This window comes from Mesorhizobium sp. P3_B5 (assembly GCF_056402815.1).
Genome location: NZ_JBFUGR010000023.1, coordinates 1 through 20,613, shown reverse-complemented (window position 1 = coordinate 20,613; position 20,613 = coordinate 1). Strand labels below are relative to the sequence as shown.

Annotated in this window: 20 protein-coding genes, 1 tRNA gene and 1 pseudogene; 11 read left to right on the top strand and 11 right to left on the bottom strand. The window is 63.0% G+C overall.

Translation table 11 applies throughout. From position 1 onward, the window contains the following. Positions 1 to 139: 139 nt before the first annotated feature. From AC1DVW_RS28490 to AC1DVW_RS28470, 5 genes are all read left to right on the top strand, one after another. Positions 140 to 1,120, top strand: coding sequence for a substrate-binding domain-containing protein (locus tag AC1DVW_RS28490; RefSeq protein ID WP_477327573.1), 981 nt, complete (start codon positions 140 to 142; stop codon positions 1,118 to 1,120). Positions 1,121 to 1,282: 162 nt separating this feature from the next. Further along, on the top strand, positions 1,283 to 2,788 hold the full coding sequence (locus AC1DVW_RS28485) for a sugar ABC transporter ATP-binding protein (protein WP_477327571.1): 1,506 nt from the start codon (positions 1,283 to 1,285) through the stop codon (positions 2,786 to 2,788). Further along, complete coding sequence (locus tag AC1DVW_RS28480; protein ID WP_477327570.1) at positions 2,785 to 3,801, top strand: ABC transporter permease; 1,017 nt, start codon at positions 2,785 to 2,787, stop codon at positions 3,799 to 3,801. Before AC1DVW_RS28485 ends, AC1DVW_RS28480 begins: the two co-directional genes overlap by 4 nt. 21 nt (positions 3,802 to 3,822) lie before the next feature. After that, positions 3,823 to 4,848, top strand: coding sequence for a LacI family DNA-binding transcriptional regulator (locus tag AC1DVW_RS28475; RefSeq protein WP_477327568.1), 1,026 nt, complete (start codon positions 3,823 to 3,825; stop codon positions 4,846 to 4,848). Between the two features lie 208 nt (positions 4,849 to 5,056). Continuing rightward, positions 5,057 to 5,641: a hypothetical protein gene (locus AC1DVW_RS28470; protein ID WP_477327566.1), complete on the top strand. Its 585-nt coding sequence runs from the start codon at positions 5,057 to 5,059 to the stop codon at positions 5,639 to 5,641. Between the two features lie 115 nt (positions 5,642 to 5,756). On the opposite strand, the gene AC1DVW_RS28465 is transcribed toward AC1DVW_RS28470, so the two are convergent. Beyond that, entirely contained in the window at positions 5,757 to 6,191 is a 435-nt protein-coding gene (locus AC1DVW_RS28465; RefSeq protein WP_477327564.1) for a hypothetical protein, read from the bottom strand. A 113-nt stretch (positions 6,192 to 6,304) separates the two neighbouring features. After that, the gene (locus tag AC1DVW_RS28460; protein ID WP_477327562.1) at positions 6,305 to 6,586 is read right to left on the bottom strand and encodes an HNH endonuclease; all 282 of its coding nucleotides are present in this window, start codon (positions 6,584 to 6,586) and stop codon (positions 6,305 to 6,307) included. A 41-nt stretch (positions 6,587 to 6,627) separates the two neighbouring features. On the opposite strand from AC1DVW_RS28460, the gene AC1DVW_RS28455 reads away from it, so the two are divergent. Next, complete coding sequence (locus tag AC1DVW_RS28455; RefSeq protein WP_477327560.1) at positions 6,628 to 7,410, top strand: hypothetical protein; 783 nt, start codon at positions 6,628 to 6,630, stop codon at positions 7,408 to 7,410. A gap of 304 nt (positions 7,411 to 7,714) precedes the next feature. Here the strand turns inward: AC1DVW_RS28455 and AC1DVW_RS28450 are convergent. Beyond that, positions 7,715 to 7,789 (bottom strand) — tRNA-Gly (locus AC1DVW_RS28450). A 222-nt stretch (positions 7,790 to 8,011) separates the two neighbouring features. On the opposite strand from AC1DVW_RS28450, the gene AC1DVW_RS28445 reads away from it, so the two are divergent. From AC1DVW_RS28445 to AC1DVW_RS28430, 4 genes are all read left to right on the top strand, one after another. Next, complete coding sequence (locus AC1DVW_RS28445; protein ID WP_477327558.1) at positions 8,012 to 8,509, top strand: prolyl-tRNA synthetase associated domain-containing protein; 498 nt, start codon at positions 8,012 to 8,014, stop codon at positions 8,507 to 8,509. 86 nt (positions 8,510 to 8,595) lie between these two features. After that, a complete protein-coding gene (trxA, locus tag AC1DVW_RS28440) occupies positions 8,596 to 9,594 on the top strand; it encodes a thioredoxin (protein ID WP_477327556.1) in 999 nt (332 codons plus the stop codon). A 180-nt stretch (positions 9,595 to 9,774) separates the two neighbouring features. After that, positions 9,775 to 10,446, top strand: a complete 672-nt coding sequence (locus AC1DVW_RS28435; protein WP_477250367.1) for an LON peptidase substrate-binding domain-containing protein — start codon at positions 9,775 to 9,777, stop codon at positions 10,444 to 10,446. A 174-nt stretch (positions 10,447 to 10,620) separates the two neighbouring features. Continuing rightward, positions 10,621 to 10,851 carry a Trm112 family protein gene (locus tag AC1DVW_RS28430; protein ID WP_477327554.1) on the top strand — a complete coding sequence of 77 codons (231 nt, stop codon included), beginning with the start codon at positions 10,621 to 10,623 and terminating at the stop codon, positions 10,849 to 10,851. A gap of 378 nt (positions 10,852 to 11,229) precedes the next feature. Here AC1DVW_RS28430 and AC1DVW_RS28425 read toward each other — a convergent pair whose 3' ends face one another. The 3 genes from AC1DVW_RS28425 to AC1DVW_RS28415 are packed head-to-tail and all read right to left on the bottom strand — an operon-like array spanning position 11,230 to position 16,983. Further along, positions 11,230 to 14,550, bottom strand: coding sequence for an error-prone DNA polymerase (locus AC1DVW_RS28425; RefSeq protein ID WP_477327552.1), 3,321 nt, complete (start codon positions 14,548 to 14,550; stop codon positions 11,230 to 11,232). Next, positions 14,547 to 16,022 (bottom strand): DUF6504 family protein, encoded by a 1,476-nt coding sequence (locus AC1DVW_RS28420; RefSeq protein ID WP_477327550.1) that lies wholly within the window; start codon positions 16,020 to 16,022, stop codon positions 14,547 to 14,549. The genes AC1DVW_RS28425 and AC1DVW_RS28420 overlap by 4 nt, the downstream gene beginning before the upstream one ends. Next, positions 15,964 to 16,983, bottom strand: a complete 1,020-nt coding sequence (locus AC1DVW_RS28415; protein WP_477250330.1) for an ImuA family protein — start codon at positions 16,981 to 16,983, stop codon at positions 15,964 to 15,966. Before AC1DVW_RS28415 ends, AC1DVW_RS28420 begins: the two co-directional genes overlap by 59 nt. 432 nt (positions 16,984 to 17,415) lie before the next feature. Between AC1DVW_RS28415 and AC1DVW_RS28410 the strand changes: the two genes are divergently transcribed. Next, positions 17,416 to 17,838: a metallopeptidase family protein gene (locus tag AC1DVW_RS28410; protein ID WP_477250328.1), complete on the top strand. Its 423-nt coding sequence runs from the start codon at positions 17,416 to 17,418 to the stop codon at positions 17,836 to 17,838. Between the two features lie 180 nt (positions 17,839 to 18,018). On the opposite strand, the pseudogene AC1DVW_RS28405 reads toward AC1DVW_RS28410, so the two are convergent. The 5 genes and pseudogenes from AC1DVW_RS28405 to AC1DVW_RS28385 all read right to left on the bottom strand — a co-directional run. Next, positions 18,019 to 18,102, bottom strand: a pseudogene (locus AC1DVW_RS28405) (GIY-YIG nuclease family protein); the annotation flags it as partial. A 154-nt stretch (positions 18,103 to 18,256) separates the two neighbouring features. Further along, entirely contained in the window at positions 18,257 to 18,463 is a 207-nt protein-coding gene (locus AC1DVW_RS28400) for a DUF1737 domain-containing protein (RefSeq protein ID WP_477250326.1), read from the bottom strand. Between the two features lie 50 nt (positions 18,464 to 18,513). Next, positions 18,514 to 19,395: an HpcH/HpaI aldolase/citrate lyase family protein gene (locus AC1DVW_RS28395; protein ID WP_477327548.1), complete on the bottom strand. Its 882-nt coding sequence runs from the start codon at positions 19,393 to 19,395 to the stop codon at positions 18,514 to 18,516. A gap of 99 nt (positions 19,396 to 19,494) precedes the next feature. Continuing rightward, on the bottom strand, positions 19,495 to 19,845 hold the full coding sequence (locus AC1DVW_RS28390) for a VOC family protein (protein ID WP_477327546.1): 351 nt from the start codon (positions 19,843 to 19,845) through the stop codon (positions 19,495 to 19,497). Continuing rightward, entirely contained in the window at positions 19,842 to 20,225 is a 384-nt protein-coding gene (locus AC1DVW_RS28385; protein ID WP_477327544.1) for a RidA family protein, read from the bottom strand. The genes AC1DVW_RS28390 and AC1DVW_RS28385 overlap by 4 nt, the downstream gene beginning before the upstream one ends. Positions 20,226 to 20,613: the final 388 nt, after the last annotated feature.

Here is a 20,613-nt window from a genome sequence, read left to right as displayed (position 1 = left end):
GCCAGGCCGGAAACCCATCGTCTCGCTCAGATCGGCTCGATCGTTCCGGCAATGATATTGACAGCGGGCAAATAGTGGCACTTACTGGCGGCGTAATCGGTTACGCAATCGATTACGGTTCAATCAAGTGGAGGAACGCATGAGCAAGAACCCGAATACGCACGCCGTCCCCGGTCTCGATTCAAGCCCATTTTCGCGCCGCCAATTCCTCAAGACCAGCGTGCTGGCGGCGGGTGCGCTGGCCATGCCGCTCGGGCCGGCCATCGCGGCCGACAAACCGAAGGTCGGCCTGGTCATGAAGTCGCTGGCGAACGAATTCTTCAAGCAGATGCAGGCCGGCGCCGAAGACTACGCGGCCAAGAACAAGGACAAGTTCGATTTCGCCGCTGTCGGCATGAAGGACGAGCGTGACTTTGCCGCGCAGGTCGACGCGATCGAGAATTTCATCACCCAGAAGTTCAATATCATCGTCGTCGCACCGGCCGATTCGAAGGCCATGGTCACACCGATCGCGAAGGCGCTGAAGGCCGGCATCAAGGTGATCAATATCGACGTCGCGCTCGACGAAGAAGCCAAGAAGAAAGCCGGCGTCGATCTCGCCTTCTTCGGGCCGGACAACCGCGCCGGCGCCAAGCTGGCCGGCGATGCGCTGGGCAAGGCGCTTGGCAAGGGCGGCAAGGTCGTCATCCTCGAAGGCAACCCGGAAGCCGACAATGCCAAGGAGCGCAAGCTGGGCTTCGACGACGCGGTGAAGGAACACGGGCTGGATCTGCTCGACAGCAAGACGGCACACTGGGAAACCGAGGAAGCCAACACGCTGATGACCAACTTCATGACCCAGCACCCCGACATTCAGGGCGTGATGGCGGCGAATGATTCGATGGCGCTCGGCGTCGTCAAGGCCATCGACGCGGCCGGCAAGTCGGACCAGATCAAGGTGGTAGGCTTCGACAACATTCCGGCTGTCGGACCGCTGCTGAAGAGCGGCAAGATGCTTGCCACGATCGAGCAGTATGGCGCCAAGATGGCAGCGCTGGGCATCGACTACGGCCTGCGCGAATTGGCCGGCGAGAAATTCTCCGGCTGGGTCAAGACCGACATCAAGCTCGTCACCGGCTAAGGCCTCCGAGCGGACCCTTGCATCTCCACGGCCGGGCGCAGATGCTCTGGCCTCGCATACGCCGTCATGGCCGCTTGCCAAGCCCTGGCGGCGATGACGGCGCCCGCCGTGGAGTTGATGCCCCTCGTCCAGGCGCCCGAGCGAAGTTCAGGATTTGTTGCCATGACGGCGAACGATGCAATCTTAACCCTGGAAGGGGTCGGCAAGGTGTTTCCGGGTGCCATCGCGCTCAGCGGCGTCTCGCTCTCCATCGAACGCGGCGAAACCCACATCATTCTGGGCGAAAACGGCGCCGGCAAGTCGACCCTGATCAAGCTCTTGGCGGGTATCTACCGGCCAGACAGCGGCGAGATCGCCTTCAACAGCGCGCCATACCACCCGAAGACGCCTCACGATGCGCAGGCAGGCGGCATCCGCATCGTCCACCAGGAACTCAATCTGCTTCCGTATCTGAGCATCGCCGAGAACCTGATGCTGGAGAGCCTGCCCCGCCGCTTCGGCGTGGTCGATGGCAAGGTGCTCAACCGGCGCGCCGTTGCACTCCTCAAGGAGGTCGGCCTGGACGTCGACCCGAAGACGCGCGTCGAGGAACTCGGCGTCGCGCAGATGCAACTCGTCGAGATCGCAAAAGCGCTTTGCTACGACAGCAAGCTTCTTGTCCTAGACGAGCCGACCGCGACGTTGACGCCACCGGAAATCGAACGCCTGTTCGCCATCATCAAGCGGCTGAAGGCAAAGGGTGTGACGATCATTTATATCTCGCACCGCCTGCATGAGGTGTTCGAGATCGGCGATCGGGTGACGGTGCTGCGCAACGGCCAGCTGGTGAGCACCCGCGACCTGCAGGGTCTCACCGTGCCCGACCTGGTGCGCATGATGATCGGACGCGACATCGCGGACGAATACGGCTTCGACACCTCCATCGTGCCGGGCAAGGTCGCGCTCAGCGTCAAGGATCTGAAGCGCGACACCACGACACCCGCAATATCCTTCGACGTTCGACATGGCGAGATACTGGGGGTGGCCGGCCTCGTCGGCAGCGGCCGGACAGAGGCGATGCGGGCGCTGTTCGGCGCCGATGCAAAGATCGGCGGCGTCATCGAAGTCGACGGCGTGCGGGCCGCGATTTTCGCGCCGAAGGACGCCGTGCGGCATGGGCTGAGCCTGCTCACCGAAGATCGCAAGGGCCAGGGCCTGCTGCTCGACCTGCCGGTCGACCAGAACATGACCATCACCGACCTCAGCAGGATCTCGCGGTACGGCCTGCTCGATCGTGACGCGGAGGCGACCGCGGCGACCGATCTGGTCGGCCAGTTGCGGGTCAAGACCAGCTCGATCGCCCAGGCCGTGCGCAACCTTTCGGGTGGCAACCAGCAAAAGGTGGTTCTGGCGAAGTGGCTGTTTCGCGGCACCTCGACGCTGATCCTCGACGAGCCGACTCGCGGCGTCGACATCGGCGCGCGGCGCGAGATCTATCAGCTGCTGTGGATGCTGGCGGCGGCGCAGAAGGGCATCGTCATGGTATCGTCCGACCTGCCCGAACTCATGGGCATGTGCCACCGCATCATCGTCTTTTCGAAGAACAGGATCGTCGGCGACGTGCCGCGATCCGAATTCGACCAGGAGCGCATCTTGTCGCTCGCCTATCAGGAGTATGTGCGACCATGAGCGACATGTCCGAAACCGCAGCGTCGGCACCTGCCTCGACGGCCAGGCCGAAGCTCCTGCGCTTTCTCGTCCGCGACGCCGGCGTGCTGGTGGCGCTGGTGCTGATCACGCTGTTCTTCTCCTTCACGGCCCCCTATTTCGCCACGCCGGAGAACGCGCTGAAGATCTTCGTGCAGATCGCCATCAACACGGTTCTGGCGGCGGGCATGACCTTCGTCATCCTCACCGGCGGCATCGACCTTTCCGTCGGCTCGGTGCTTGCACTTTGCACGGTCGTCGGCGCAACCGTCATGATCAACGAGAGCCTGTCGCCGGCGATGGCGATCACGCTGGCGCTGCTTGCCTGCATGGCGACCGGCGCCATCTGCGGCGCCCTCAACGGGCTGATCTCGACACGCTGGAAGATCCCGTCGTTCATCGTTACGCTCGGCATGCTCAATATGGCCGCCGGAGCGGCGCGCGTCGTGAGCGACAATTCGACGATCACCGGCCTGCCGCAAAGCTTCATCGATTTCGGCAACCTCATCATCGGCGGCTTCCTGCCTTCGATCTTCCTTGTCGCGGTGCTGGTGATTGCCGCCGGCTGGTTCGTGCTGCGCTTCACGGTTTTCGGCCGCATGATCTTCGCCGTCGGCACCAATGACGAGGCGGTGCGGCTTTCGGGCCACAATCCGGACGTCTACAAGATCGCCGCCTTCACGATCAGCGGCGCGACGGCCGGCATCGCGGCCATGGTCTATCTGCTGCGCCTGAACATTGGCAGCCCGATCGCGGGCGTCGGCTACGAGCTCAACGCGATTGCTGCGGTCATCATCGGCGGAACCAGCTTGAACGGAGGCAAGGGCTCCATCATCGGCACGCTGGTGGGCGCGTGCATTCTTCAGGTGCTGGGCACCGGGCTGCAGCTGCTCGGCGTCGGTGATAATTTCAAGCCGATCGTGATCGGCCTTGTCATCGTGCTGGCCGTCATCCTTGACGCGTACCGGGAAAGGCTGCTCAGGGTAATTCGCTAGAAAAATGCGGGAAAGGGGACCATGACGACGATTGCCGATGTCGCGCGACATGCCGGGGTGTCCGTCGCCACCGTGTCGCACGTCATGAACCAGACACGCCATGTCGGACCGGAGACGGCCGAGCGGGTGCACGCGGCGATCGCGGCCTTGCGCTACAGCCCGAATTCGCTGGCGCGCAGCCTGCGGCGCGGCGAGACCAAGACCATCGGCCTGCTTCTGCCCGACAATTCCAATCCGTTCTTCGCCAGCGTCGCGCGCCAGATCGAGGACGCGGGTTTCCTGGCGGGCTATACGGTGATCCTGTGCAATTCGGACGGCAGCGCCGAAAAGGAAGAGCGCTATCTGTCCGTGCTGATAGCAAAACAGATCGACGGCCTGATCTTTGCCGGCTCGTCGGACCGCGCGCGGGTGTTCTCGCGTCTCTCCAAGACCAACGTGCCGGCGGTGCTGCTCGATCGCGAGATCCAGTCGCTCAACATGGACTCGGTGCTGGTGGACCACGATCACGGTGGCTACCTCGCCGGTCAATATCTGATCAAGCTCGGCCACCGCACGTTCGGCGTCATCGGCGGCCCGCGCGATTCCAGTTCGAGCCCCGCCCGCCTGCTCGGCTTCACCAGGGCGCTGCGCGAAGCCGGGCTGGACTTGCCTGCGGCGAGGGTGGTGGATTCCGACTATCAATTCGCCGGCGGGCGCTTGGCGATGGAGCGCCTGATGGCGCAGGCGCCCGAAATCACGGCGGTCTTCGCCTGCAACGACCTGATGGCCATGGGCGCGCTGACGGCACTGCGCTCGCGCGGATTGCAGGTTCCCGAGGACATGTCGATGATCGGCTTCGACGACATACCCTATGCCGTCACCACCTGGCCGCCGCTGACGACGGTCGCCCAACCGGTCGAGAAGATAGGAACGTCGGCTGTGAGCCTGCTGCTGGATCGCCTCGGCGACCCGGCGGCCCAGTCGCGCCGTGAAATCCTCCTGCCTGTCCTCGTCGAGAGAGAAAGCTGTGCTCCCTGGCCGGGACCGGGTGGAAGAGGCAAGTCATAGGCGGCTGGCGCCGAGGGGCGAGCGCAAGAGGCCTGGGTCAATCTCGGATGCGCGTTTCCCTGATTGCCGATCGCAAGCGAAGGAGGCATGGCTCGTATTAGGCGACAGGAAAGCCGCGCAATGCTGATGTCCGCTCACTGCCAAAGCGCAAACTCTATCGGGTGGGACGGTGATTGAAGTGACGCGAACACTCGGGAGGTCCAACTGAATGGCAAAGGCGCGATTTCGAATCCAGGAGCACAAAGACCTCTATATCCACAACGATCTTGCAAACGCGGCTTTCTATTTCAAAGAGCGTATTTCGGAGCGGTTGAAGAACGATGACCGTGAAGGAGTCGGAATCGAGATGATGGCCTGCCTGACCATGATCGCCTTTGCGGTCGAGGCCCGCATGAACTTCCTCGGCTACAAGCTTATCGAAAAGTGGAAGGAACGCGCGCCATATATGGTCAAGGTCGAGAAGGTGACCAAACGGTTGGGCGTCGCGCCAGACTTCGGTGAACGCCCCTACAAAACCATCGAATCTCTCAAGAACTTCCGCGATACGCTCGCGCACGGCAAGCCGCTCGAAATTCGAACGGATGTCGAGGTCGAAGCCACAGAGGAGGAACTGCGAGGACGAGGGTTTTTGGGCGCGCCGTGGGAGGCCGCGGTCACTGGTGAGTTTGTTGAGATGGGCTTCGAAGACATGGAGGTGGTCTGGCGCGATCTTCTGGCGAGGTCAAAGCTTGGCGTCATGGAGACGATAACGCAAGGTGGTGCCACGATCAGCTTCATTGGGGCTCTGGGCTAAAGCTGTCATTTCCACGGCGTCGTCTGAGTTCGCTCGCGCTGGATTAGCGATTCGAACGCGGGGCCTTAGCCTTTGGGTAGGCCTCGCACACGGCCACGCGGCCACACGGCCAACTTCAGGAACTGGCGTCGGGTTGCTCGGTTGCACCCGGGACGTGGAACAGGGTGTCGTTCTCTTCATCCAACGCGATCTCGATGCGGTAGGAAAGGGACTCATTGGGCTTTTGGTAGACTGTTTGGGCTTTCAGGCGAGGGAAGCTGTTCACAATTGCTTGTGCCGGTTCACGTTCTCCGAAAAAGCCGATCACGCGATAGGTACGGTTCCATTCAACTGCCCAGGCCCAGGTTTCGGTGGACGGGTGCTTTCGGGTGATCAGCCTGAAGAAACCGTCGGCGGTGTTGCCGTAAAGGCGGCAATCCCAGTTCTCCATCGTCCGTATGAAGGCAGTCATCACCGGATTTCCCCAGTCGCTCCGCGCTGCGACCATCACAGGATGATATCCGTGAAGCCAATACCCGCCGCGACCGGTTTCGCGGTTGTAAGTCTGCATGTAGAAGAACGCCATCAATTGCAGGCGGGCGAGTTCAAAGGCACGAGCCCGGTCGATCTGTGGCGGGCTGATAAAGCCAAACGTGGCATTGAGACCGGGACCGAGGTTGGTGCTCAGCGGCCCCAGAGATCGGGCTGTAGGGTAATGGCGGAGATATCATCCTCAAGTTCAGCCTTGCCGTTATTGCAGGGCTCGCAGGCGTTAATGATCAGGTTCCAGCGGGCGGCAAACTTGCCTTTCGGCACGAAACGGCGGCCGATCACGTGATCGCGGGTCGTGGTCTCCTTGGTTAAAGAAGTTCCGCAGTAGACGCAGGCAACATTGCGCAGCACGATTGCGCGGTCGGGCGCGAGAGCTGAAATGGTGGAATTTTGCGCCGTAGCGAGCGAGGCCATTCACCGACTCTATCAGGTTCTGGGTCAAGGGAGCGCATTCTTTGCGCCGGACATGGTTCGCCGCAAGCGCAAAAATTGACCTCTTGTTGACTCCAGAACTTCGGTACAACCTGCTCGACATGAACCTTGCCCTGCCCGAGATTGTTTGGTGTCTTGATGAAATTATGGAACGCGATCCGAACCGTGCGGCCAGCCTAGCGCAACTCATCTCGCCTAATGAATTGAAGGTACGGGTTGTCGCTGCGCTTACAGGCGCTGTCGAGGCTGGTGCCTCACGTTTCGGGTGGGAGGCATGTGGCAAGAACGAGCGTGATCATCGTGCCGTCCTGCAATTTGACGTAGGCGAGGCGCTTTTCGATGGTTTTTTCAACGCGGTTGGCGGCTATCGAGCACAGTACCGAATCGGTTTGGATGAAGGGCTGAGATTCAACGAGCAATTGGTTGCGGCCATTGTTGGGGTGCTTAGAGATCGCCTGCCCTCAAAGGTCGCAGTCACCCTGCTAGACCCTAATTTCGATGCAGTCGGAATGGACCATATTGAACGCGCTGAATTCTTGTCCTCGCTCGGTGGCGCTCCGAGTTTATCGAAGTTGTGGTTTTGTGGGAGGCTTCTGGAGCCGGATGGAACAGTGCGGGATTTGATGCCAGGATTCAATGGCCCAAAAATTGAACTAGAAAATGGGACGCGCTGGGCCGCCCTCGAAAGTTCCAGTGATGGTGCATGGCTGGATATGAAGGGCGCATTTCTCGGGAAGGATGGCCTTTACCAGACCAAACCTCCCGAGAAGCGGGGACGAACAATAGGTTCGTCCGGTGAGGCGTAAAACGGAGATTTGAGGCACGAAAGGCATCGTGAAAATTCGATGACGGTTGCATATGGCCAAGTGCGAAGGGGTCTGGATTGCGAAGTTGCGACGGCGCTATGATGCGATCCCGTGCGGAGAAACCAGCTTTTGAAAAATCCATGGTTTAGGAGCTTCGCTGAGACGCTCGAAGTGGAGTGCCCCGTGACGGTCAACGTTGCCGTTGCGCGCTTACAAGGAGCTTACATTGCTGGTTTACAAGGTCATGTAAGCAAAAGGCGCCCCGAAAGGCGCCTCTTAATCGCTTGATTCCCCTGGAGGAAACTGGAGCGGGTGAAGCGATTCGAACGCTCGACCCCAACCTTGGCAAGGTTGTGCTCTACCCCTGAGCTACACCCGCTCGCACGGCCTTTGGGCCGCAAGCCGCGCCTATATGGCCGAAGAGCGCGGCGATTGCAACAGGGAAATCGCAGGCTTTTTGGCCGCACCTGGCGGCGCCGACAAACCTTTTGGACCCACGCGCGGCAACAGGCCACTTATTGCCTTGTTGCACGACGGTCTTGTCTCGACGGCATCATTGGCCGTAAACGGCAAGCTTGAACCGCGACAGAGAAAAACACCGATGCCGAAGACCGAAGCCGAGCTTTTCGCCTTTCTCGCCGAACTTGGCATCGCCGTCGAGACGCGGCGCCATCCGCCGCTGTTCACGGTTGCCGATTCGCAGGCGCTGCGCGGGGAAATTGCCGGCGGGCACACCAAGAACCTGTTCCTCAAGGACAAGAAGGACAATGTCTTCCTGGTCAGCGTCGGCGAGGAGGCGGAGGTCGACCTCAAGCAGATCCACCATCTCATCGGCGCCACGGGCCGCGTTTCCTTCGGCAGACCGGAGCTGCTGATGGAGCTGCTTGGCGTGGTTCCGGGCGCGGTCACGGTGTTCGGGCTGATCAACGATACGGCGCGCCGGGTCAAGGTGGTTCTCGACCAGGAACTGATGGCGCATGCGGTGATCAACGCCCATCCGCTGACCAATGAAGCCACGACATCGATCGCCAGCGCCGACCTGATCAAATTCGTCGAGGCAACCGGGCATGATGCTGTTATCTTGAAAGTCTCGGCGTGATCGCCACATGGTGGCTGAAACCGGCTTTGTGAAAAAGGGCGTTGCGCCTGTCTACGGACCAGCGGCGCGACCGAAAGGGTGACGAGATGAGTGACAACAATCCGTTTGGCGGCGCCGGTGGCCAGTATTCCACCACAGTGCAGTATGGTGGAACCGAGCCTGCCCGGCCGAAGGTCGCGGTTGGCGAGGCCCCAGTTGGCCAGGCGCCCACCGCCGATGTCATCAAGGACACGACGACCGCGGCCTTTGCCGCCGACGTCGTCCAGGAATCGCGCCGCCAACCGGTGCTGGTCGATTTCTGGGCGCCGTGGTGCGGCCCGTGCAAGCAATTGACGCCGCTGCTGGAAAAGGCGGTGCGCGCCGCCGGCGGCAAGGTCAAGCTGGTCAAGATGAACATCGACGATCATCCGTCGATCGCCGGCCAACTCGGCATCCAGTCGATCCCGGCGGTCATCGCCTTCAAGGACGGCCAGCCGGTCGACGGCTTCATGGGCGCCATCCCGGAGAGCCAGATCGCCGAATTCATCACCAAGGTCGGCGGCAAAGGCAACGGCGCGCCGCCGGTGGCCGAGGCGCTGGCCGCGGCAGCCGAGGCACGCGTCGCCGGCGACATGCAAACCGCCGCCGACATTTATGACGCCATCCTGGAGCAGGCGCCGGAGACGATCGAGGCGATTGCCGGGCTGGGCGAATTGTTGTTCGAGGCCGGCGACACCGCCGGCGCCGAAGAGGTTCTGGCCAAGGCGCCGGAAGCCAAGAAGGACGCGCCGGTGCTTGCAGCCGTGCGCGCCAAGATCGCACTTGCCGCGCAAGCCGCCGCGCTTGGCAATCCGGCCGAGTTCGAGCAGCGCCTGGCCGCCAATCCCGGCGATCATCAGGCGCGCTTCGATCTGGCCATGATCCAGAACGCCAAGGGCGAGCGCACGCAGGCCGCCGACAATCTGCTGGCCATCATCAAGGCCGACCGCGCCTGGAACGACGATGGCGCCAAGACGCAATTGCTGCAGTTTTTCGAGGCCTGGGGCATGACCGACGAAGCGACGCTGGCGGCACGGCGCAAGCTGTCGTCGCTGCTGTTTTCGTAGAGCCGGTTTTAGGCTGTTTTTGGCGGATGGCCTTGCGGGTCACGGTGGCTGCGCCATGTTAGACGGCAAGAGATCGGGCCGGACCGATCCGCTTGCTTCGGGCATGGCTTGCGCCTGTTGGATTGCGACGGGCGAAATTCCGGATTGACGCGCTTCTTGACGAAGCGATCGGAGGATGAGGTGCAGGCGGGAAACGCGCACTACCGGCAGGCCAAGGATTTGCCGTCGACGATCGCGATCTTTCCGCTCGAAGGCGCGCTGCTGTTGCCGGGCGGCCGCATGCCGCTCAACATTTTCGAGCCGCGCTATCTGCAGATGGTCGATGAGGCGATGGCCGGATCGCGGCTGATCGGCATCATCCAGCCCAGCCTCGACGGCGCCTTGCGCGGCGACGGCGAGCCGGAACTCTGCAATGTCGGCTGCGCCGGGCGCATCATCTCGCTGGCCGAAAGCGGCGACGGCCGCTACCTGATTTCGCTGCAGGGCGTCTGCCGGTTTCGCATCGCACATGAACTCCCGGTCAAAACGCCGTTTCGCCAGGGCAAGATCGCGCCCTTCCTCACCGATCTCCATGAAGATCAGGCGGCGAACGAGATCGATCGGCCAGCGCTGCTGAAGGCGTTTCGCGCCTATCTGCAGGCCAATGATCTGGAAGCCGACTGGGAAAGCGTCAGCCGCGCCGAAAACGCCATGCTGGTCAACGCGCTGTCGATGATGGCGCCCTATGGGCCGGCGGAGAAACAGGCGCTGCTCGAAGCGGCGGATTTGAGGATGCGCGCCGAAACGCTGATCGCCATCACCGAAATGGCGCTGGCGCGCGAGAATGAGGATTTTGGCTCGAGTTTACAGTAAGGTGTGCCGATACTCAGGTGATGCCGGCCTGCAAACGGCGGCCTCCTGCGCTTCCGGTGCTCACGTACTTTAAGTACGCTCCGCTCCGGTTCTCGGAAGCCACCATTTTCGACTCGGCCTGACCTGAATCTCAACACACCTTGGGTTGGCGTTTGGCGAAGAAGGAGAGAACTGATGGTGGCGGATGGCGGGAACAGGGTCGATCCCAAGCTGCTGGAACTTCTGGCCTGCCCGCTGACCAAGGGCCCGCTGGCCTGGGATCCGGAGCGCGGCGAATTGATCTCAAGGGTGGCAAAACTCGCCTACCCGGTGCGCGACGGCATCCCGATCATGCTGCCCTCGGAGGCGCGGGCGATTTCCGCCGAGGACATGCTGTCGCCGCCGCGTGCGAGCGGGCCTGCTTGAACGGAACGGGCTAAGCCGATCGGTAGCGAGTATAGATCGGCCCCCTTTCAGAGTAATCGAAAACCTTGGAGATTGGCCGAAACAACCCCGCTTCGAAGCGACGTCGCGAAGACCCTGGGATCCATGCCGTGCCATATGTGACATATGAAGACGGTCCAAAATCGAGTGGTTTGGTGGGCGGCGTGGCGGATGACATAGCCGCCCCGGTGTAGATACGAGCGCCATTCTGAATCGCTGCGTTCTTCGGCGGATGTCGCGGCATGGATCCTCGGGTCTTCGCGACGCCGCTGCGCGGCTGCTTCGCCCGTGGATGACGAAGACGAGGTGGCCTGTGGCCAGTCGCCGTCGCTCGCTCGTTCCGCCTTGGCATGGCCACGCCTACTGAAAGTTCCGCCCCTTGGGCATGACCCTCTCCGCTTCTCCCGACAGCGTCGCGATATCCTGTCTGATCGGCGCGCTCCGTATAGTCGGCAGGCTTTGATCGGCGACTGGCGGGCTGGCCGCGCTGACCTTCTCCAGCAGCACCGTCAGCCAGGGCGTCAGATCCTCGACCTTTTCGGCGACGATGTGGACCACACCCGATTCCGACTGCAATTTGCCGGTGACGCGGACGAAGCGCGCGCCCATGACGATGGGCCGAAAGCGTTCAAAGGTTCTTTGCCAGAAAATGATGTTGGCGACCGCCTTGTCGTCTTCGAGCGTCAGGAAAATGGCATTACCCTTGCCGGGCCGTTGCCGCACCAGCACGAGGCCGGCGACGGAGACCCGCCTGCCGTCGCGCACGGAGCCCAACCGGGCATTGGGCGTGACGCCGGCACGATCCAGTCGTTCGCGCAGGAAGGCGACCGGGTGCGCCTTCAGCGAAAGGCCGAGCGAACGGTAGTCGTGGATGACATGTTCGCCGAGCGGCATTGTCGGCAGCTTTGTCTGCGGCTCCAGCTCGCGCAGGCGGATTTCGGGCTGGTCGAACAAAGGCAACTTTTCGGCGGCACTCTTGCCGTCGAGAGCGCGCACCGCCCACAGCGCTTCACGGCGGTCGAGGCCGAGCGAGCGGAAAGCGTCGGCCTGCGCCAGTTTTTCGATTTCGCCGACGTCGAGGCCGGAGCGCAACCAGACATCCCTGACGGTTGTGTAGCCGGAACCGCGCCTGGCGACGAACAGGTCCATGCGCTCCTTGGAAAGTCCCTTGATCTGGCGGAAGCCAAGCCGGACGGCATGATTGGTCCGAATGACGCCGCGCATCTCGCCATGGCGTTCGAGGACCCGCGCCGGATTGAAGGCCGATTCCTCCAGGGCGCAATCCCAGGCGGAATGATTGACGTCGACCTCGCGGATGTCGACGCCATGGTCGCGTGCGTCGCGGACCAGCTGGGCCGGCTGGTAAAAACCCATCGGCTGCGAGTTCAGGATCGCGACGCAGAACACGTCGGGATAGAAGGTCTTGAACCAGCAGGAGGCATAGACCAGCAGGGCGAAGGACGCGGCATGGCTTTCGGGAAAGCCATATTCGCCAAAGCCTTCGATCTGCTTGAAGCAGCGCTCGGCGAAGTCTTTTTCGTATCCCCTTTTCATCATGCCATCGACCATGCGCTGGCGGTAATTGCCGATGGTGCCGGTGCGCTTGAAGGTGGCCATGGCGCGGCGCAATTCATCGGCCTCGCCCGGCCTGAAGCCGCCGGCGACGATGGCGATCTTCATCGCCTGTTCCTGGAACAGCGGCACGCCCAGCGTTTTGCCGAGGATCTCTTTCAACTCCGGCTTGGGATACTCCGCCTCTTCCTTGCCTTGCCGGCGGCGCAGATAGGGGTGGACCATGTCGCCCTGGATCGGGCCGGGCCGCACGATCGCCACCTCGATGACGAGGTCGTAAAAATTCTGCGGCCGCAGGCGCGGCAGCATCGACATCTGGGCGCGCGATTCGATCTGGAAGACGCCGAGCGTGTCGGCTCGGCAGATCATATCGTAGACACGCTTGTCCTCCGCCGGCAAGGTGGCCAGCACATAGGGCCGGCCATACGGGTCTCGCGCCTCCGGGTAATGATCCCTCAGCAAGGTGAAGGCACGCTGCAGGCAGGTCAGCATGCCGAGGGCCAGAATATCCACCTTGAGGATTTTTACCGCGTCGAGATCGTCCTTGTCCCATTCGACCATCTTGCGCTCGTCCATCGCCGTCTTGACGATGGGAACGATCTCGTCGAGCCGGTCCCTGGTGATGACGAAGCCGCCGACATGCTGGGAGAGATGGCGGGGAAAGCCCATGATCTCGTTGGCGTGAGCGAGCACATGCCGCGTCGACGGGTCGGCCCGGTCGATACCGCCGGCCTTTGCTTCCTTTTCGCCGAGTTCCGAGGTCGACCAGCCCCAGATCGAGCCGGACAGCGCGCCTCGGACATCGTCGGACAGGCCCATCGCCTTGGCCACTTCGCGCAGCGCCGAGCGGCCGCGATAGCTGACGACGGCGGCGGCCAGCGCGGTGCGCTTGGCGCTGTATTTGTTGTAGATGTACTGCATGACGATCTCGCGCTTTTCGTGCTCGAAATCGACGTCGATGTCAGGCGGCTCGTTGCGCTCCTCGGAAATGAAGCGCTCAAACAGCGTGTCGATCCGGTCGGGCCCGACCTCGGTGATGCCGATGCAGAAACAGACGATCGAATTGGCGGCGGAGCCGCGCCCCTGGCAAAGAATGTCCTGGCTGCGGGCATATTTGACGATGTCATAAACGGTCAGGAAGTAACGCGCGTAGTTCAGGCGATCGATCAGAGCGAGCTCTTCGCCAATGCGCTGGAATACGGAAGCAGGGACGCCCGCCGGATAGCGCGTGGCGGCCCCCTCCCTGGCCAATCGTTCGAGCTCGGCCTGTGGCCCGAGTCCCGATTCCGTCGGCTCATCAGGATAATTGTACTGGAGATCACTGAGCGAGAAGGTCAGCTCTTCGGCAAAAATCTGCGTCTCCATCAGCGCCTGCGGGTGGCGGCGGAACAGGCGGGCCATCTCCAGCGGCGGCTTCAGGTGGCGCTCGGCATTGGCGGTCAGCTCCAGCCCGGCTTCGGCGACAGGCACGTTGAGGCGGATTGCCGTCAGCACGTCCTGCAGTGAGCGGCGCTCGGCCGTGTGGTAGAGAACATCGTTGGTCGCCATCAGCGCCATGCCGGTCACTTCCGCCAGGCCCGCGGCCTGCTCGATGCGAAAGCGGTCGTTGCCGCGATAATCCGGCGCAACCGCCAGCCGCACATTGTTGCCGAAGCGGTGCCTGAGCTGGTGCAGCAGGGTCAGCCCGTCTTCCGCGGTCGCCGTCAGATCGGGCAGGATGGCCAGTGACATCTGATCGCCCCATTCGAGCAGATCGTCGCGGGTGAGCAGGGTTGCGCCCTTCTCATTCTCGTCGCGCAGATTGGCTTGCGTCAGCATGCGGCAAAGATGCCCCCAGCCCTTGCGATCCCTGGGATAGGCGAGAATGTCCGGCGTGCCGTCGCCGAAAACCAGCCGGCAGCCGGGGTGATAGGTAAGGTGCTCGACCTTGGCCTGCTGCCAGGCGCGCACGACGCCGGCCACCGTGTTGCGGTCGGCAAGGCCGATCGCCGAAAACCCCAGAAGCTTGGCCGCGACCACCAGTTCCTCGGGCTTGGAGGCGCCGCGCAGAAACGAGAAATTCGACTGGATGCCGAATTCGGCATAGGGAATGACGGTCAGCGCGTTCATGCAAACACCCCGTGCATGAACCAGCGCGGCGCAGGCTGCCCGGTGCCGTAGAGGCCCTGGCGGTAGAGCCAGTAACGGCGGCCGTCGCTGTCCTCGATGCGGAAATAATCGCGGGTCAGCGCGTCTTCCTGGTCCTGTTGCTGGCGCCACCATTCCGGCGCGATGCGTTCCGGTCCTTCGGCGCGGGCGACCCGGTAGAGAGCGCGGCGCCAGCGGAAATTCATCGGCGGTCCCTCGGGCAGTTCGGTGGCCGGCACTTCGATCGGCTCGGGTGATCGGAACAGCCGAATTGGCCGCTCCGGCCGGAAGATTGTCGCCGGCGCCTTCATCCGCTCCGGCTTTTTCGGCGGCGTGGTCCGTTGCGGCGCCTCGGTGAAGGGAAGCGTGGCGACGGCGCGCTCCGGCAGATGGCTGTCGACGGCGACGGGTTGCAATACCGCACCGTCGCCGAGCCGGGCGCGGATGCGGTCGGCAAACAGCGCGATGTCGGCGCCGTCGTCCTCGGCCTCGCCGGTGAGGTCGGCCTGCTGCATGTCGAAGGCAGCCGCCGACAGCACCGAGAGGCGCACGAGATCGAAGCCATAGCCGGCATCGATATCCTGTTCGAGCGCGGCCAGCCGTTCATGGAACAATCGCTGGATCAGCAGCGGTTCGCGCAAGGGGCGCGAGGTGCCGACAGCGATGCGGCTGACGGCGCCGTCGACGCGAAACAAGAGCAGCGCCAGTGTTCTCGCGCCCTCGCCGCGGCGCTCGAGGTCGCTCTTCAAGGTCGTCGCCAGCAGTCGCACCAGCCGCTCGATCTCGTCGGTCAGCATGACGGGCTCGGCGAGGTGGCGCTCGACCGAAAGCGGCGCGACCGGCAGGCGCGGCGACACGGCCTCGTCGAGGCGACCGAGCGCCTGGTCGAGGCGCAACAGCAGGGTTGCGCCGAAGCGGCGGGCAAGCGGCGCGCGCGGTGCCGCCATGACGGCGCCGGCGGTGCGCAGGCCGACGCTTTCCAGGCTGGCGCGGATGTCGGGGTCGATGCGCAACACCGCCAATGGCAGTGGGGCGAGCAGTGCGTCCTCCTCGCCTGACGCGACGATAAGGTCACCGGAAAACCGCGCCGCCGCCCAGGCGGCGCCCGGCGTGGCGGCAAGGCCGGCGCGAACATCAAAGCCCTGATGGAAGAAGCGCGACAGGATGTCGTCGAGCATGGCGCGTTCGCCGCCGAACAGATGGGTGCAGCCGGTGACGTCGAGAAACAGGCCGTCGGCACCGTCCAGCGCCACCAGCGGGGTGTAGCGGTCGCACCAGTCGGCGAGGCCTTCGAGCAGGCGGCGGTCGGCCTCCGGATCGGCTTCGACGATGTCGATCGACGGATGCATGGCGCGCGCATCGGCGATGCCCATGCCGCGCTTCAGGTGCAGCGCTTCAGCCCGCTCGTCGAGGGCTGAGATGCGCTGGGCGTTGCGGTCGCGATGGCTGACCACCAGTGGCAGATGATCCGACGGCCGGGAACGCCAGGACCGACCCAGACGCTGCCGCAATATCCTCTCGGCGGCCAGATGCGGAAACCACAGCGACAGTATCCGTTGCCCGTTCTCCCCGGGGCCGTCTTTCCTCAAAAGCGTGTTCATCGGGGTTCCACTCCAGTGTGAATTGTCCAGGCAGAGCCGTGCGGCTCTTGCCGATGCTGATGGTGAAGGCGGGGCGGCCGATCGAACCGGCCAGCGGCCCGGCGATGGTGCTGCGCGGTGCCGACGGCGCCGACGACACAATGAGGCGCACTTGTGCGGCCGTCGGCTCTGCCTCGCCGGCCTGCCGCAGCAGGAACACCGGCCGGCCGGCGCTCTGCGCCCGCGCGTGCAGCCGCCGCGTCGCGGTGAGATCGAGCCGCTGCGGACTGCCGCGTATCTCGAGAATGACGGCGGCCAGCGCCGTCATGCGGGCGGCCTCCTCGGCGACCCACAGCGCGTCGACAAGTCTTGGCGCCTGCGAAAACAGCAATTGTTCCGGCGCGATGCCGAAAAAGCCGTGCAGCCCCTTGGCATAGGGAAAGCCGGCCTCGCGAAAAATCTCCGTGGTGCCGATCCACAGCACGGGCAGGCGCGGGCCTTGCCTGAGGATCAGGCTGATCAGCGACAGCGCAAAGCCGGCGACGGCCCCGGCATCGCGGGTCTCGGTGCCATGGATTTCGCTGAGTGCCGCTTTCGGCAGGCCGCCGCTCAAAGCGCGGTCGAGACGCTCGGCGCCGGTGCGCAGAAATGCCTCCGGCGAGGCCACGGCGATGCCGCGGCGGACGATCGTCACATCGGTGTTGGAGGTGACATTGGGGGCGTCAAGCGACGGGCCAGCCGGCGCCTCCAGGCGCTCGGGCAGCGTTCCCTCGATCTTCGCGATCTGGCGGCGCAGGGCAAAAACAGTCTCCCGCGCCACGGCGGTCATCGCCATGACGGTCAGCTTCCACTCACAATTGTTCCTGTTATGTTCCTATAGATTCCAGAGGGGGCCGGAAGAGTCAAGCGGAGTCATGGGGAATTTATTCCTGCCCGCGAGAACGCAGCAGAGCAATTGCTTGAAGCGCCCTGTCATCCTTTCCGGGCGTTGGCGCTGCCCCTCATCTGGCTGCCGCCATCTTCTCCCCGTAAACGGGGAGAAGGACGCTGCCGTCGACCATTTCGCCAATCACCAACGTTGCAGACGGGCGCCAGCATTGCGGCCGGCTTCTTTCTCCCCGTTCACGGGGAGAAATGCCCGGCAGGGCAATGAGGGGCGGGGCCGACATCGACCACTGATCGTTTGAAGTCGTTGCGTTGGGGCCGCCGCCGCGTCATTTGCCGATTCCTGAGGGAAAGCCTATATGCCGGGATCAAAGGACAAAGCATGGCCCGCATCTACAAGACCCGCACCTGGCACGACGAACTCTCGCCCTCGATCGAGGAAATGGAGTTCCTGGCGCTGGAGGCGTATGCGCATCTGCCGGACGATTTTCGCAAGCTGACTGGCGAGATCGTCATCCAGATCGCCGAGTTTCCGACCGACGAGATCATGGACGATCTGTCGCTGGAGACGCCGTTCGACCTGCTCGGCCTGTTCGAGGGACGCGGCATCGCCGAGCGCTGGAACCCGCAGACCGGCGAGGGGCCGAACCGCATCACGCTCTACCGCCGCGCCATCCTCGACTACTGGTCCGAGAACGAAGAGACGCTGGGCGACATCGTCACCCATGTGCTGATCCACGAGATCGGCCACCATTTCGGGCTGTCGGATGATGATATGGAGAAGATCGAAGAGGCGGCCGAGTAACCCCCACGCTTCGTCATCCTACGGCGAAGCAAGGAGCGAAGCGACGCGGCGCAGACCCAAGGATCCATGCCGTGACAGCCTTGCAGTGCTCCGGTGGTGCAAGAAACCGAGCGTCTACCACCCGGTTCCACGAAAGAGCTCGAACCACTCGCGTCTCGATCAGATCGATCTTCCATTGGCAATGCGGCGGCCAAGATCGTTGGTCACACCGATATAGATCGTGCCGCGTTTCTGACTCGCGGTCATATAGACGTAGCCGGTCATGGTCTCAGGGCAGCGAGCGTCGGTGCGTGTACAAGCGCCATTCTGATCCGCTGCATCCTACGACCACTGTCACGGCATGGATCCTAGGGTCTGCGCCGCGTCGCTTCGCTCCTTGCTTCGCTCTAGGATGACGAAGGATCGGAGCTTGGCAAAACTACCAATCGCTAAGCTTGGTGTCCGGCCCGTATTCCTGGCCTTCGATGTCCTTCACCACGGCCTGGCCACAGCGCATGGTTTTTGCCTTCTTGTCGTAGGCATAGGTTGGCGAGCCGAACAGGTGCCAGCCCTTGTTCAGCGCCGCCGTCACCTTGTGGCAGAAGGTGGCGTCGTCCGGAGCGGACAGAAAGCGGTAGAGTTTCATGGTTCAATTCCTGTCGTAAATAATCCGTAGCCCGCGAGCATCGGCCGCCATCATGCCCCGATGGCGGCTGCCTTCGCCAGCAGTTTTTCGGCCTGCGCCAGGTGCAGCCGCTCGACCATTCTGCCGTTCAGCGCAATCACGCCCTTGCCGGCATTTTCGGCGAGCGCGAAGGCCTCTTTCACCGCGCGCGCCTCGGCCAAGGCTTCGGGCGACGGTGCAAAGGCGCGGTTGGCGGCCTCGATCTGGGCCGGGTGGATAAGCGACTTGCCGTCGAACCCCATGGCGGCGGCTTCCGCGCAATCGTGGGCAAGGCCGTCGGCATCGCGAAAATCGTTGAAGACGCCATCGAGCATGTCGAGCCCGCCGGCGCGCGCGGCCAGCAGCATCTGCATCAGCCATGGCACGAGATAGCGCCGGTCAGGGGTGGCCGCGACGCCGGTCTCCTTGACCAGATCATTCGTTCCGGCAACGAAACAAGCGAGGCGCGAGGCCGGATCGCGGCCAAGCTCGGCAATGGCGCCGATGTTGAGCATGGCCTTGGGCGTCTCGATCATCGCCCATAATTTCACCGTGTCGGGGGCAAAATTGTCGTCGAGGACATCGCCGACTTCGAGAATGTCGCGCGGCGTCGCGACCTTGGGCAAAAGGATGCCATCGGGCTCGCAGCCGGCGACGGCCAGCAGGTCGTCGGTGCCCCACTCGCTGGCCAGCGCGTTGACGCGCACCACCATCTCGCAGCGACGTGCCGGGCGGTTGGCGAAAATGCCCTTCAGTTTTTCGCGCGAGGCACTCTTGTCGGCCGGGGTTACGGCATCTTCCAGGTCGATGATGATTGCGTCGCAGGCAAGCTGCGCGATCTTGGCCAGCGCCTTGTCGTTCGAGGCCGGGATGTAGAGCACCGAGCGGCGCGGGCGGTAGGGTTCGGTCGTCATGCTTCGATCTATGCCGCGTGTGGTTGGTGGAGGCAAGCGTTTGCGAGAGGGGCCTTTCCTCTCCCCCACTTCGTGGGGGCGAGGAACTGGAGTCTGTCATCACCGATGCGAGAGAATATTCACCAACCGGCCGAACGGATCGCGCACATAGAAGCGGCGCACGCCCCAGGGTTCGTCGGCGGGTCCGTATTCGATGGCGAAGCCGGCCTGCGTCATCCCTTCAAGCGCGGCATCGACATCGTCAACCTCGATCGACAGGTCGGGCACTGGCGTGCCGGAGCCGCCTTCGGTCATGAAGCTGACCTGCACGGCCATTGTCTCGCGCGAGCCGTAGGTGGCGATCCAGCCAAGGTCCATCTTGAGATCAAGGCCGAGCACATCCTGGTAGAGGCGCCTTGCCGCCGCGATGTCCTGCGTGCCTATGTTGGCAACGATCCGCCGGACTTTCATGCCGTCCGCCGCAACGCGGTGACTTCGATCTCGATCTTCATCTCCGGTCTGTTGAGCTGGCACACGATCATCGTCGCTGCCGGCCTGATCTCGCCAAAGGCCTCGCCGAGGATCGGGAAGACGATGTCCACGAACGCCTGGTCGGTAATGTAGTAATGCGCCCGCACCACATCGGCCATGGCGAAGCCGCCGTCCTGCAACGCCTTGGCAATCGTCGCCAGGCAATTGCGCGTCTGCGCCTCAACCGTCTCCGGCATGGTCATGGTCGCATAGTCGTAGCCGGTGGTTCCGGACACGAAACACCAGTCGCCCTGTACCACCGCGCGCGAATAGCCGGCGGTCTTTTCGAAGAGTGAACCGGTGGAGATGAGTTTTCGCATCAGGTCTCTCCTCACATTGTTGGCTCGCATCTAGCAGGAGACGCGCTGCTCGGTCGTGGGCCAAGCCGACCGGATTATTGTCACGCAGGCAAAGCGCAACATCGGAGATTGACCGAGACATCCCTCCCGTCGTCATCCCAGGGCGAAGCAAGGAGCGAAGCGACGCGGCGCAGACCCTAGGATCCTGTGTGTTGGTTCGGGTGTATGGTTGAAGTGGGAAGGAGGCCGAGAGGATCCTGGTCATCCCTTTCGGGATAGTCCGCGGCATGGCTCGGTCCCTTCCCACCACTGAACCATCAACCTGAACAGTTGCACGGGGCTGTTAGCAGCAGACCCCGCACCACAGGAAGAGGCCTGGACATGATAGTGCAGAACTATGTCGGCTGCG